Source organism: Sorangium sp. So ce1153 (assembly GCF_051521595.1).
Lineage (GTDB): Bacteria > Myxococcota_A > Polyangia > Polyangiales > Polyangiaceae > Sorangium.
In genome coordinates, this window is the sequence record NZ_CP150361.1 from 898536 (window position 1) to 912433 (window position 13898).

Genomic DNA, 13898 nt, shown 5'->3' on the forward strand with positions numbered 1-13898 from the left:
GCCCCCTCCCCGGGGCGCGCAGAAGAGTTTGAAGGAGTCTTGCAATGGCTGAGATCACGCGCGAGCAGGTCGTCGATTACCTCTCCAACCTCCCTGTCATCCAGATCGCCGAGCTCATCAAGGACCTCGAGAACAAGTGGGGCGTCAAGGCTGCCCCCGCCGCCGTCGCGGTCGCGGCTGGCCCCGCCGGCGGCGCCGCTCCGGCCGAGAAGCCCCCGGAGCAGACCGAGTTCGACGTCATCCTCGCGGCCTCGGGCAGCAACAAGATCGGCGTCATCAAGGCGATCCGCGAGATCACCGGTCTGGGCCTGAAGGAGGCGAAGGACCTGGTCGAGGCCGCGCCGAAGACCGTCAAGGAGCAGGTTTCCAAGGCGGACGCGGAGGAGATGAAGAAGAAGCTCGTCGAGGCAGGTGCTACCGTCGAGCTCAAGTAACGATCACCGCTCCCTGCAAGGGAAATCGGGATCCGCCGGAGGACGGCGGCAGGGGCGGTCGTCCCTGCCGCACGTCCCGCTTTTGTCTGAAGAAAGGGGCCGCGCGTGCGAGCCCTCTGAAGAGGACGCCGGGTACGGGTCCTCGACCGCTGCCGAAGGAGAGGACCGCCCCTGCGGGTCCTCGACCGCTGCTGAACGAGAGGATCGCCCCTGCGGGTCCTCGACCAACGTCGAAGAGGACCGCGGGTACGGGTCCTCGGTCAACTCTGAAGAGGACCGCGGGTGCGGGTCCTCGACCAATGCCGGAGCTCAATGGGTCGCCACGCGGTCCGCTCTGCCCCCACAGCCAAGATGTTCTGGGTCCTCACACCCTGGGGACGCTCGCTCGCCATTGGTGCGTAGCTTCGTGTTCGTTGCTCGGTTCGAGCCGTGCGCCCGCCCCGCACGCCTCGTGTGAGCCGGAGGAAATCGATGCCGTCGGTCGTCCAATCCAACTTCCGCGTCCGTAAGAACCTGGGTCGCGTTCGTCGCATCATCGACGTCCCCAACCTGATCGACATCCAGAAGTCGAGCTACGACAAATTCCTCCAGATGAGCGTTCCGCCGAACGAGCGGGAGGAAGTCGGGTTGCAGGCGGTGTTCCGCTCGGTTTTCCCGATCAAAGACTTCAACGGCACGAGCGAGCTCGTCTTCGTCTCGTACAACCTCGAGCCGCCGAAGTACGACGTCGATGAGTGTCGCCAGCGCGGCATGACCTACTCGGCGCCGATCAAGGTCACGAACCAGCTGATGATCTACGACACCCGCGACGGCGGGGAGCGGATCGTGCGCGACATCAAGGAGCAGGAGGTCTACTTCGGCGAGCTGCCGCTGATGACCGAGACGGGCACGTTCATCATCAACGGGACCGAGCGCGTCGTCGTCAGCCAGCTGCACCGGAGCCCCGGCGTCTTCTTCGATCACGACAAGGGCAAGACGCACTCGAGCGGCAAGCTGCTCTATTCCGCGCGCGTGATCCCGTACCGCGGCTCGTGGCTCGACTTCGAGTTCGACCCGAAGGACATCATCTACGTTCGCATCGATCGCCGGCGGAAGATGCACGCCACCGTGCTGCTGCGCGCGCTCGGGTACTCGACGCAGGACCTGCTGAACTACTTCTACTCGACGGAGACCGTGTACCTCGAGAAGGGGGGCAAGTACGCGAAGAGCATCGAGTACGACCTCCTGGCGGGCCAGCGGACGACGCGCGACATCAAGATCGGCAACGACGTCATCGTCAAGAAGAACACCAAGTTCACCCGCGCTGCCATCCGGAAGATGAAGGAGGCGAAGCTCGAGCGGCTCAGCCTCGAGCCGGAGGAGCTCGTCGGGAAGGTGGCGGCGCACGACATCGTCGACCCGGAGACGGGCGAGGTCGTGGTCGAGGTGAACGAGGAGCTCACCGAGGCGAAGCTCGAGCGGCTGCGCGAGGCGAACATCGAGCAGTTCCGCATCCTCTTCATCGACGGCCTGAACGTGGGGTCGTACCTCCGCGACACGCTGCTCACCGACAAGGTGAAGACGATGGAGGACTCGATCCTGGAGATCTACCGGCGGCTGCGCCCCGGCGATCCGCCCACGCTCGAGACCGCCAAGACCCTGTTCCACAACCTGTTCTTCAACGCCGAGCGCTACGACCTGTCGAAGGTCGGCCGGCTGAAGCTGAACTACAAGTTCTACCGCGACGTCCCCGAGGAGGAGCGGCCGGGGCTCGACCTCACCGTGCTCACGCCGCAGGACATCCTGGAGACGGTGCGGCACCTGATCGAGCTCAAGAACGGCCGCGGCTCGGTCGACGACATCGACCACCTCGGCAACCGCCGCGTGCGCGCGGTCGGCGAGCTGATGGAGAATCAGTACCGCATCGGCCTCGTCCGCATGGAGCGCGCGATCAAGGAGCGCATGAGCATGTCGCAGGAGATCGACACGCTCATGCCGCACGACCTGATCAACGCGAAGCCGGTCAGCGCGGTCGTGAAGGAGTACTTCGGGAGCTCGCAGCTCTCGCAGTTCATGGACCAGACGAACCCGCTCTCCGAGGTCACCCACAAGCGCCGCCTCTCGGCGCTCGGGCCGGGCGGCCTGACCCGCGAGCGCGCCGGCTTCGAGGTGCGCGACGTCCACGCGACCCACTACGGCCGCATCTGCCCGATCGAGACGCCGGAAGGCCCGAACATCGGCCTCATCGCGTCGCTCTCGACGTTCGCCCGCGTGAACGAGTACGGCTTCGTCGAGACGCCGTACCGCAAGGTCGAGAACGGCCGCGTGACCGAGGACGTGATCTGGCTCTCCGCGCTCGAGGAGGAGGGCAAGTACATCGCGCAGGCGACCGTGAACCTGGATGACACCGGGCGCTTCAAGGAGTCGCTCGTCTCGGCCCGCTACAACGGCGAGTTCAAGATCGTCACGCCCGAGATGGTCGAGCTGATGGACGTCGCGCCGAACCAGATGGTGTCGGTCGCCGCCGCGCTCGTGCCCTTCCTCGAGCACGACGACGCGAACCGCGCGCTCATGGGCGCCAACATGCAGCGCCAGGCCGTGCCGCTGGTCCAGTCGCACGCCCCGCTCGTGGGCACCGGCATGGAGGAGCGGCTCGCCCGCGACTCCGGCGTCTGCGTCATCGCGCGGCGCCCCGGCATCGTCGAGAGCGTGGACGCGACGCGCATCGTCGTCCGGGCCGAGGGCGAGGGCGCCGAGGTGCCCGATATCTACCACCTCATGAAGTTCCAGCGCTCGAACCAGTCGACCTGCTACACGCAGAAGCCGGTCGTCAGGACGGGCGAGGTGGTGAAGAAGGGCGACGTGCTCGCCGACGGGCCGTCGACGGACATGGGCGAGCTCGCGCTCGGCCAGAACGTGCTCGTCGCGTTCATGCCGTGGCAGGGCTACAACTTCGAGGACTCGATCCTCGTCTCCGAGCGCATCGCCAAGGACGACGTGTTCACCTCGATCCACATCGAGGAGTTCGAGTGCGTCGCCCGCGACACGAAGCTCGGCAAGGAAGAGATCACCCGCGACATCCCGAACGTCGGCGAGGAGGCGCTCAAGGACCTCGACGACTCCGGCATCGTGCGCATCGGGGCCGAGGTGCGGCCGGGCGACATCCTGGTCGGCAAGATCACCCCGAAGGGCGAGACCCAGCTCTCGCCCGAGGAGAAGCTGCTCCGGGCGATCTTCGGCGAGAAGGCCGGCGACGTGCGCGACAGCTCGCTCAAGGTGCCGCCCGGCGTCGGCGGGATCGTCATCAACGCCCGGGTGTTCTCGCGCAAGGGGACCGAGAAGGACGACCGCGCGCGGGACATCGAGGACCAGGAGCGGGCCAGGATCGAGCGGACGCGCGACGAGGAGATCAAGATCCTCCGCGACTCGTTCTTCCGCCGCATCCGCGAGCTCCTCGTCGGCAAGGAGGCGACCGGCAAGCTCGTCGACGACAAGGGCAAGGTGCTCTTCCAGAAGGGCGCGATCATCGACGAGGCCTCGCTCGCCGACATCCCGCGCAAGTACTGGGGCGAGATCCCGGTCGACGACGCCGAGCGGGTCCAGCACATCCTGCGCGACCTCGAGGAGCTCGTCCGCACGCGCGAGGAGCACTTCCGCGACAAGATCGATCGCCTCTCCAAGGGCGACGAGCTGCCGCCGGGCGTCATCAAGATGGTGAAGGTCTATATCGCCATCAAGCGCAAGCTCCAGGTCGGCGACAAGATGGCGGGCCGCCACGGCAACAAGGGTGTCATCAGCCGCATCCTCCCCGAGGAGGACATGCCGTATCTCCAGGACGGCAGGCCGGTCGACCTCGTGCTCAACCCGCTCGGCGTGCCGAGCCGCATGAACGTCGGCCAGATCCTCGAGATTCACCTCGGGTGGGGCGCCTTCGAGCTCGGCAACCAGCTGCAGCGCATGCTGGAGCAGCAGCGGGCGAGCGCCGAGATCAAGGAGCACCTGAAGGCCATCTACGCGGGCGACGAGTCGATGGACGGCTTCTTCGACAACCTCGATGACGGCGACGTCAAGCGCTTCATCAAGACGGTCGACGAGGGCGTCTTCATGGGATCGCCGGTGTTCGACGGCGCGCACGAGTCGGACATCAAGGGCGCGCTCGATCTCGCCGGGCTCCCGACCTCGGGGCAGGCGATCCTCTTCGACGGCCGCACGGGCGACGCGTTCGATCAGAACGTCACGGTGGGCATCATGTACATGCTGAAGCTCCACCACCTCGTCGACGACAAGATCCACGCCCGCTCGATCGGGCCCTACTCGCTGGTCACGCAGCAGCCCCTCGGCGGCAAGGCGCAGTTCGGCGGGCAGCGGCTCGGCGAGATGGAGGTGTGGGCGATGGAGGCCTACGGCGCGGCCTACGCGCTGCAGGAGTTCCTCACCGTGAAGAGCGACGACGTGATGGGCCGCACCCGGATGTACGAGGCCATCGTGAAGGGGGATTACACCCTGGAGGCGGGGCTGCCGGAGAGCTTCAACGTGCTCATCAAGGAGCTCCAGTCGCTGTGCCTGAACGTCGAGCTGGTCGAGACGAGCGGAGGCGTGGAGGCCTCGGCCGCGGAGGAAGAGGAGTGATGCAGTTCGTCACGTCACGATCGCCGCGCGCCTTGTCGGTGATGGCGGTTGCGGCGCGCCGCGCGGGCGGCGCGCCCCCGAAGGCCGACACAGTGGGCGCGGACAGGTTCATCGGTTTCGTTTCCGTCTCCGGAGGTCTCCATGCGTGACATCTTCAGCTTCTTCGAGAAGCCCAAAGACCCGCTGTCGTTCAGCGCCATCCGCATCTCGCTCGCGAGCCCGGAGAAGATCCGCGAGTGGTCGCACGGCGAGGTGAAGAAGCCGGAGACCATCAATTACCGGACGTTCAAGCCGGAGCGAGATGGTCTGTTCTGCGCCAAGATCTTCGGGCCGGTGAAGGACTACGAGTGCAATTGCGGCAAGTACAAGCGCATGAAGCACCGTGGCATCGTGTGCGAGAAGTGCGGCGTCGAGGTCATCCAGTCGAAGGTCCGGCGCGAGCGGCTCGGGCACATCTCGCTGGCCACGCCGGTCGCCCACATCTGGTTCCTGAAGAGCCTGCCGTCGCGCATCGGCAACATGCTCGACATCACGCTCAAGGACCTGGAGAAGGTGCTCTATTGCGAGGCCTACATCGTCATCGATCCGAAGGAGACCGGCCTCATGCGGGGCGACCTCCTGAGCGAGGAGCGCTATCTGCAGCTGCTCGACGAGTACGGTGACGACAAGTTCAGCGCCGGGATGGGCGGCGAGGCGATCCTCGAGATGCTCAAGCAGGTCGACGTCCACGGCCTGGCGGAGCTGCTCAGGACCGAGATGCGCGCCGCCACCAGCGAGGCGAAGCGGAAGAAGCTCGCCAAGCGGCTGAAGGTGGTCGAGGCCTTCCGCGAGAGCGGCAATCGGCCGGAGTGGATGATGCTGACCGTGATCCCGGTGCTGCCGCCGGATCTGCGCCCGCTCGTCCCCCTGGACGGCGGCCGCTTCGCGACCAGCGATCTGAACGACCTCTACCGGCGCGTCATCAACCGCAACAACCGCCTGAAGCGGCTCCTCGAGCTGAACGCGCCGGAGATCATCATCCGGAACGAGCGGCGGATGCTGCAGGAGGCGGTCGACGCGCTGTTCGACAACGGCCGCCGCGGCAAGACGATCACCGGCCCGAACAAGCGCCCGCTCAAGTCGCTCTCGGACATGCTGAAGGGCAAGCAGGGCCGGTTCCGCCAGAACCTGCTCGGCAAGCGCGTCGACTACTCGGGCCGCTCGGTCATCGTCGTGGGCCCGACGCTGCGCCTGCACCAGTGCGGCCTGCCCAAGAAGATGGCGCTCGAGCTCTTCAAGCCGTTCATCTACAACAAGCTGGAAGAGCGCGGCTACGTCAACACCATCAAGAGCGCCAAGAAGATGGTGGAGAAGGAGCGCCCGGAGGTCTGGGACATCCTCGAGGAGGTCATCAGCGAGCACCCGGTGCTCCTGAACCGCGCCCCGACGCTGCACCGCCTCGGCATCCAGGCGTTCGAGCCGGTCCTCATCGAGGGCAAGGCGATCCAGCTGCACCCGCTGGTCTGCGCGGCGTTCAACGCCGACTTCGACGGCGACCAGATGGCGGTCCACGTGCCGCTGTCGGTCGAGGCGCAGATGGAGGCGCGCGTGCTCATGATGAGCACGAACAACATCCTCTCGCCCGCGAGCGGCAAGCCGATCATCAACCCGACGCAGGACATCGTGCTCGGGCTCTACTACGCGACCCGCGAGCGGAAGTTCGAGCGGGGGTCCTACCGCGCCGACACCCTCTCCTTCGGCGAGGACGGCGTGGCGCAGGGCTACCTGCGGGGCATCTACGCCTCCCCCGAGGAGGTGCGGATGGCCTACGACAACGGCGAGGTCGCGCTGCACGCCGGCATCCGCGTCCGCGTCCCGGTCATCGACGACGACGGCAACCCGCAGCTCGACGAGTTCGGCCACGTGAAGCGCCGCATCGTCGAGACCACGGTGGGCCGCGTCATCATCTCCGAGGTCCTCCCGAAGGGGGTCGCGTTCGAGTACGCGAACAAGACCCTCGACAAGAAGGCGCTCTCGGCGCTCATCGACGTCTGCTACCGCATCCACCGCAACAAGGAGACCGTCCTCCTCGCGGACCGGCTCCGCACGCTCGGCTTCGACCACGCGATGCGGGCGGGCATCTCGATCTGCATGGATCACATGGTGATCCCGGCCGCCAAGAAGGTCCTCCTGGGCGAGGCGCAGAAGGAGGTCGAGCGCGTCGTCGAGCAGTACCAGGAGGGGCTCATCACCGACGGCGAGCGGTACAACAAGATCGTCGACATCTGGGCGAGCATCGCCGACCAGGTCACGACCGAGATGATGGGCGGCATCGGCAAGGAGACGATCGTCGATCACGAGACGGGCAAGTCCTCGGTCGAGCCGAGCTTCAACCCCATCTACATCATGGCCGACTCCGGCGCGCGCGGCTCCACGCAGCAGATCCGGCAGCTGGCCGCGATGCGCGGCCTGATGGCCAAGCCGTCCGGCGAGATCATCGAGACGCCGATCACCGCGAACTTCCGCGAGGGTCTCAGCGTGCTCCAGTACTTCATCTCGACGCACGGCGCGCGTAAGGGCCTCGCCGACACGGCGCTGAAGACGGCGAACTCGGGTTACCTCACCCGGCGGCTCGTCGACGTGGCGCAGGACGCGGTCATCTCCGAATTCGACTGCGGCACGCTCGACGGCATCCGCGTGGCGAAGCTCGAGGAGGCCGGCGAGGTCATCCAGCCGCTCGGCGACCGCATCCTCGGCCGCGTCGCGCTGGAGGACGTCGTCGACCCGCTCACCGGCGAGGTGCTCATCACGGCGAACACCGAGCTCGACGAGCAGTCGGTGCGGTCCATCGAGGACGCCGGCATCGAGGAGGTCGTCATCCGCTCGGTGCTCACCTGCCAGCTCCGCCGCGGGGTCTGCGCGCTGTGCTACGGGCGCGACCTCGCGCGCGGCTACCGGGTCAACATCGGCGAGGCGGTTGGCATCATCGCCGCCCAGTCGATCGGCGAGCCCGGCACGCAGCTCACGATGCGCACCTTCCACATCGGCGGCACCGCGGCGCGCGGCAAGATCGAGGCGAGCTACCTCGAGGCCCGCACCGAGGGTACCGTCCGCCTCCGCCGCGCGGTCGTCCAGAAGAAGAAGGACGGCACCATGGTGGTCATGAACCGCCACGGCGAGATCGTCGTCGTCGACGAGACGGGGCGCGAGCGCGAGCACAACCGCCTCGTCTACGGCGCCATCCTCAAGAAGGCCGACGGCGAGCGCACCAAGCCCGGCGAGCTGCTCGCCGAGTGGGACCAGTTCGCGACGCCGATCCTCACCGAGGTCTCCGGCGTGGTGAAGTTCGGCGACCTCATCGAGGGCGTCAGCGTCCAGGATCGCCTCGACGAGGTGACGGGCCTCTCCCGGAAGGTCGTCATCGAGTCGAAGGCGGCCGACGTCCGCCCGCGCATCTCGCTGAAGGACCCGGAGTCGGGCAGGACGCTCAAGCTCCCGAACAGCGAGCTCGAGGCGCGCTACCTGCTCCCCGTCGGCGCGCACATCGTCGCACAGGAGGGGGATCTCATCGAGGCCGGCGAGGTCATCGCCAAGATCCCGCGCGACACGACGAAGGTGCAGGACATCACCGGCGGTCTGCCCCGCGTCGCCGAGCTGTTCGAGGCCCGAAAGCCGAAGGATCACGCGATCATCAGCGAGATCGACGGCGAGGTCACGTTCGGCAAGGACACGAAGGGCAAGCGGAAGGTCATCATCACGCCGTACTCGCCGGACGGGCACGCGCTCGGCGATCAGGCGCGCGAGTACCTGATCCCGAAGGGCAAGCACATCCAGGTGCAGCCGGGCGACCGGGTGCGCGCGGGTGATCCCCTCCAGGACGGCCCGCCGAACCCGCACGACATCCTCCGGGTGAAGGGCGAGAAGGAGCTGTCGGCCTGGCTCGTGAACGAGATCCAGCAGGTCTACCGGCTTCAGGGCGTCGGTATCAACGACAAGCACATCGAGGTCATCGTCCGGCAGATGCTCCGGCGCGTCCGCGTGCGCGAGGTCGGCGACACCAACTTCCTGGTCGACGAGCAGGTGGAGAAGCACATCTTCGAGAAGGAGAACGAGACCGTCCTCGAGCGCGGCGGCAAGCCCGCGATCGCGGAGGCGCTCCTCCTCGGCATCACCAAGGCCAGCCTGTCGACCGAGTCGTTCATCAGCGCCTCGTCGTTCCAGGAGACGACCAAGGTGCTCACCGAGGCCGCGATCAACGGCAAGACGGACGATCTCCGCGGTCTCAAGGAGAACGTCATCATGGGCCGCCTGATCCCGGCCGGGACGGGGCTGCCCGCCTACAAGCGCCTCCAGGTCGTGGTCGAGGGCGAGCCGGTGGTTCAGGCCCCGTACGTCGCCCCGCGGCCGCGCCCCGAGGAGACGCTCACCGCGGTCAACGAGGAGTAGCGTTCGACCGCGCGCCAGGGGCGGGGCCATCCCCGCCCCTGAGCGCGCCCGCTCCTGCACCGACGCGCTCGCCTCGGCCCAGGAGGCGGCTTTCCCGTCACAGCAGCCGCTTGCCGGCCCGGTGGACCGCGCCTGACGTGGCGCGCACGCCTACCCAGGGCCAGTATTCACCTCCACGTGGCACCGCGTCCGTCGAGCGGGGCCACGGGAGCAAGCCGGCGTTCGCCGGGACGCTCACGGGGCTCGCGCGCCGCCCCTAGCTCTGCTCTCATTGATTGAGCGCACCCCATGGCTGCATACGCCGCGTGCGGCAGGCCAGCTCTCCCCGCGTGCTCCCGTTCCGCGAGGGTCCTCCGGCGCGCGCCCACCTCCAATTTTCGAGTAGAATCAAGGTTTCGATGGCTTCCGTTCAAGGATTGAACCAGCGGATTGCCGATCGCCTCGTCCTCGAGGGGCGCATCACCCCGGACGATCATCGTCGCGCCGTGGAGTACGCCATGCGTACGCGCGGCCGCATCGAGGACGCCATCATCGAGCTCGATATCGTCAACGAGGCCGAGCTCCTCAAGTTCATCGCGACCGTCCACAACACCCGCTTCGTCTCCACCGAGAAGCTCTCGAAGGCGATCATCGAGCCCCGCGTGCTCGCCAAGGTCTCGGCGATCACCGCGACCTTGCACGGCGTCTTCCCGGTCCTGCTCGACGAGCGCAACACCACGCTCTCGGTCGCGACGGCGGATCCCGACAACGACGTCGCGCTGCACGAGATCCGGCTGGCCGCGGGCGTGCGAGACGTACGCGCCATCGTCGCCAGGCCGGCGGCGGTGCGCGCGGCCATCGCGTACCACTACCGGGGCGACACGACAGCGTTCAACTCGCTGCTCCGGCCGGTCAGCTCGTTCGACGAGATCCTCTACAACAATCCCAACAACAATCCGTTCGAGCGCACGGCGACGATGCACGAGCGGACGTCCATGACGAACGAGCGCGCATCGATGGTGATGCACGATCGCGCGTCGATGACCCACGTGCCCGCGGCGCACCCGCAGACGATGCACGGGCAGCCCGCGTACGCCCAGCCCGCGCACACGCCGCCGATGCACACGCAGGTGATGCACGGGCAGCCGGCGCACGTGACCCCGTCGCTCGCGCCGGTGCCCGCGCCGCTCGTCACGGCGCCGCCGCCCCCCGCGGTCATGCGGGCGCCGGCCGCTCCCGCCGCGCCGCCCCGCGTGGCCCCCGCCGGGCCACCGCCCACGCCGGTGCCGCCGTCGCCCCCCGTCCCGCCGCAGCAGGTGGCCCCCACGTCTGCGCCCGTCGCGCCGCCGCCGCACCCGACCACGAGCCACGCGTACGTGGAGACGCTCAACGTGCTCGTCAGCCTGCTCGAGAACAACCGGCAGGACCTGCGGGGCCATTCCTCCACGGTCGCGCGCATCGTCCGGAAGCTCTGCGAGCGCATCGGCCTGCCGCCGACGACGGTCGCGAGCTACGTGGCCTCGGCGTACCTGCACGACCTCGGCAAGAACGGCCCGTACCACCTCACCGCGCTCAACGTCGCCGAGTACGAGGGGCACCGGCTCGCCGCGACGAAGAGCGTCGACCTCCCGGCGCACCTCATGGAGTCGGTGGGCCTGCCGCAGGACGTCGTCTCGGCGATCAACCTGATGTACGAGCGCTACGACGGCAGCGGCTTCCCCGACGGCCTCTCCGGCAAGGAGATCCCGCTCGGCGCGCGCATCCTCGCGGTCGCGGACACCTACGCCGACCTGACGCAGAACCCGCGCAACCCCTACCGCAAGGCGCTCCGCCCGCCCGAGGCCTGCGACGTGCTCGCCCAGTACCGCGGCACCATCTTCGATCCGAACATCGTCGACCTCTTCCGCCAGGTCATGACCGGCGACGACATGCGCGCGAAGCTGCTCTCCGACCGGCACCAGGCGCTCATCGTCGACCCGGACCCGGAGGAGACCACGGTGCTCGAGCTGCGGCTCCTCGAGCAGGGGTTCGAGGTCTCGATCGCGCGCAACGTGGCGCAGGCCCGCCGCGAGCTCGAGACGAAGGACATCGAGGTGGTCGTCAGCGAGATCGATCTCGAGGAGCCCGACGCCGGCCTCGCGCTCCGCGCCGACGCGCTGAAGCTCGGGTTCGGGCGCGACAAGACGTGGGTCATCCTCACGGCGAAGACGGATCGGCAGACCGCCCAGCGCGCCTTCGATCTCGGCGTCGACGACTTCGTCTCGAAGCCCGCGTCGACCGACGTCATGGCCGCCAAGCTCCGCCAGCTCATCGAGCGGCGCTCGTCCACCGCCGTCCCCCGCGGCGTGTCCGGCTCGCTCGCCGAGATGGGCCTGCCGGACATGATCCAGATCCTCTGGCACGGCCGGAAGACGTGCGCGCTCAAGATCCAGGCGAACTCGATGGCCGGCGAGATCCACTTCGCCGACGGGCAGGTCGTCCACGCGCTCTGGGCCGGCGCGCAGGGCGAGGACGCGTTCTACCGGATGCTCACGCTGCGGGAGGGCGACTTCCGCCTCGACCCGAGCTTCTCGCCCAGCACCCGCAGCATCACCGCCTCACCCGAGGCGCTGCTCCTCGAGGGGATGCGCCGCCTCGACGAAGGGACCCTGTCCTGAGTCGCGCCGCGCGTGGAGGCCGGGTTGAAGAGCTCCGTCTGCATCGAGACGCCGCGCCTGCGCCTCTCCATCCCGCCCCCCGAGCTCGCCGGCCGCTACCTCGACTATTTCGAGCGCAACCGCGAGCACCTGGCGCGGTGGGATCCGCCGCGCCCTGAGGGCTTCTACACCGAGGCGTTCTGGCGTGAGCGCTTGCAGCGCGACCGCGATGACCTCGACGCGGACCGGGCGCTCCGGCTCGCGATCCAGCGGCGCGGCGCGCCCGGCGGCGAGGTGATCGGGATCTGCAACTTCAACCAGTTCGTCCGCGGCGCCTTCCAGGCGGCGACCCTCGGCTACTCGCTCGACCAGCGCGCCGTGGGCTCGGGCGTGATGTCCGAGGCCCTGGAGGCGGCGCTCGCGTACATGTTCGACACGCTCGGCTTCCACCGGGTGATGGCGAACTACCTGCCGTACAACGAGCGCAGCGGTCGATTGCTCCGGCGCCTCGGCTTCGTCGTCGAGGGGTACGCCCGCGATTACCTGTTCATCGACGGCGCCTGGCGCGATCACGTGCTGACCGCGCTCACCAACCCGCGCGCCGCGCCCCCGGGCGCCTGGCGCGCGCCGGCGGCCCCGGAAGGGAGCGCTGGCCAGCGCCACGGCTGATCGGGCTGCGCCGGCGGCGCGCGGGTCCTGAAAGCGCGCCGCGCTGGTCACGTAAGCGGTCGGAATTGTTCCAGATCATGTCCGGTCGGCCGCGGCGTCGGCGGCGCCGGCGCGCCGCGTCTTGCCCTCGAGGAGGCGCGGCCCTAGCCTCTCCGGAGGCGTGGACCGCAGGTGCGGCCGCGACCCGGAGGCACAAATGTACGGTCCGCAAGGCAATGGTGGCGGCAGCGCGCGCAGACCCGCGCAGCGCTCGACGAAGGTCACTGTCCCCGAGATCCGCTCCCGCAAAGGGACGTCGCCGATCGCGATGGTGACGGCCTACGACTTCACGATGGCGCGGCTGCTCGACGAGGGCGGCGCCGATCTGCTGCTCGTCGGCGACTCGCTCGGGATGGTCGTGCAGGGGCACCCGACGACGCTCCCGGTGACGGTCGAGGAGATCTGTTACCACGGTCGCGCGGTCGCGCGAGGCGCGCGGCGGGCCCACGTCGTGGGCGACATGCCGTTCATGAGCTTCCAGCTCTCTCCGGTGCACGCGCTCGAGAACGCCGGGCGGATGATGAAGGAGGGCAGCTTCGAGAGCATCAAGCTCGAGGGCGGCGAGGAGATCGCCGAGCACGTGCGCCGGATCGTCGCCGCGGGCATCCCGGTGATGGGGCACCTCGGGCTCACGCCGCAGTCCGTGCACGCGATGGGCGGCTTCAAGGTGCAGGGCAAGAGCGACCAGGCGGCCGAGCGCCTCATCGCCGACGCGCGCATCCTCGACGAGGCGGGCGTCTACGCGATCGTGCTCGAGGCCATCCCGCCGGACCTCGCGCAGGAGGTGACCGCGGCGGTGTCCGTGCCGACGATCGGCATCGGCGCCGGGGTCGGCTGCGATGGGCAGGTGCTCGTCTGCTACGACCTGCTCGGGATGTTCCGCGAGCTGACGCCGAAGTTCGCGAAGCGCTTCGCCGAGGTCGGCGACCAGATCGTCGAGGCGACGCGCGCCTACGTGGACGAGGTGCAGTCGCGCACGTTCCCCGCCGTGGAGCACAGCTTCAAGCCGAACGGGCCGCGCCGGGCCGCCGCCGTCCCCGCCGCGCCCGCCAAGCCGGAGTTCCCGCCGGCGGACGAGATGCCCGCGCACTGGCAGACGCACTGAGCG

7 protein-coding genes are annotated in these 13898 nt (G+C 68.4%); all 7 read left to right on the top strand.

The genetic code is table 11. The features are described from left to right. Positions 1-44: 44 nt before the first annotated feature. The 7 genes from rplL (at position 45) to panB (ending at position 13895) form a co-directional block, all read left to right on the top strand. Complete coding sequence (rplL, locus tag WME85_RS03230; protein WP_437307565.1) at positions 45-434, top strand: ribosomal protein bL12; 390 nt, start codon at positions 45-47, stop codon at positions 432-434. A 471-nt stretch (positions 435-905) separates the two neighbouring features. Further along, entirely contained in the window at positions 906-5042 is a 4137-nt protein-coding gene (gene rpoB, locus WME85_RS03235; protein WP_437835217.1) for a DNA-directed RNA polymerase subunit beta, read from the top strand. Then, positions 5042-5191: a hypothetical protein gene (locus WME85_RS03240; protein WP_437835218.1), complete on the top strand. Its 150-nt coding sequence runs from the start codon at positions 5042-5044 to the stop codon at positions 5189-5191. Before rpoB ends, WME85_RS03240 begins: the two co-directional genes overlap by 1 nt. Beyond that, complete coding sequence (gene rpoC, locus WME85_RS03245) at positions 5184-9467, top strand: DNA-directed RNA polymerase subunit beta' (RefSeq protein WP_437835219.1); 4284 nt, start codon at positions 5184-5186, stop codon at positions 9465-9467. The genes WME85_RS03240 and rpoC overlap by 8 nt, the downstream gene beginning before the upstream one ends. A gap of 398 nt (positions 9468-9865) precedes the next feature. After that, positions 9866-12103: an HD domain-containing phosphohydrolase gene (locus tag WME85_RS03250; protein ID WP_437835220.1), complete on the top strand. Its 2238-nt coding sequence runs from the start codon at positions 9866-9868 to the stop codon at positions 12101-12103. 24 nt (positions 12104-12127) lie between these two features. Next, positions 12128-12751: a GNAT family N-acetyltransferase gene (locus tag WME85_RS03255; RefSeq protein WP_437835221.1), complete on the top strand. Its 624-nt coding sequence runs from the start codon at positions 12128-12130 to the stop codon at positions 12749-12751. A 196-nt stretch (positions 12752-12947) separates the two neighbouring features. Next, a complete protein-coding gene (panB, locus tag WME85_RS03260) occupies positions 12948-13895 on the top strand; it encodes a 3-methyl-2-oxobutanoate hydroxymethyltransferase (RefSeq protein ID WP_437835222.1) in 948 nt (315 codons plus the stop codon). Positions 13896-13898: the final 3 nt, after the last annotated feature.

Excerpts from the sequence above, each read along its gene's own strand:
- rplL (WP_437307565.1), top strand. The coding sequence starts at position 45 with ATGGCTGAGATCACGCGCGAGCAGGTCGTCGATTACCTCTCCAACCTC.
- rpoB (WP_437835217.1), top strand. The coding sequence starts at position 906 with ATGCCGTCGGTCGTCCAATCCAACTTCCGCGTCCGTAAGAACCTGGGT.
- WME85_RS03240 (WP_437835218.1), top strand. The coding sequence starts at position 5,042 with ATGCAGTTCGTCACGTCACGATCGCCGCGCGCCTTGTCGGTGATGGCG.
- rpoC (WP_437835219.1), top strand. The coding sequence starts at position 5,184 with ATGCGTGACATCTTCAGCTTCTTCGAGAAGCCCAAAGACCCGCTGTCG.
- WME85_RS03250 (WP_437835220.1), top strand. The coding sequence starts at position 9,866 with ATGGCTTCCGTTCAAGGATTGAACCAGCGGATTGCCGATCGCCTCGTC.
- panB (WP_437835222.1), top strand. The coding sequence starts at position 12,948 with ATGTACGGTCCGCAAGGCAATGGTGGCGGCAGCGCGCGCAGACCCGCG.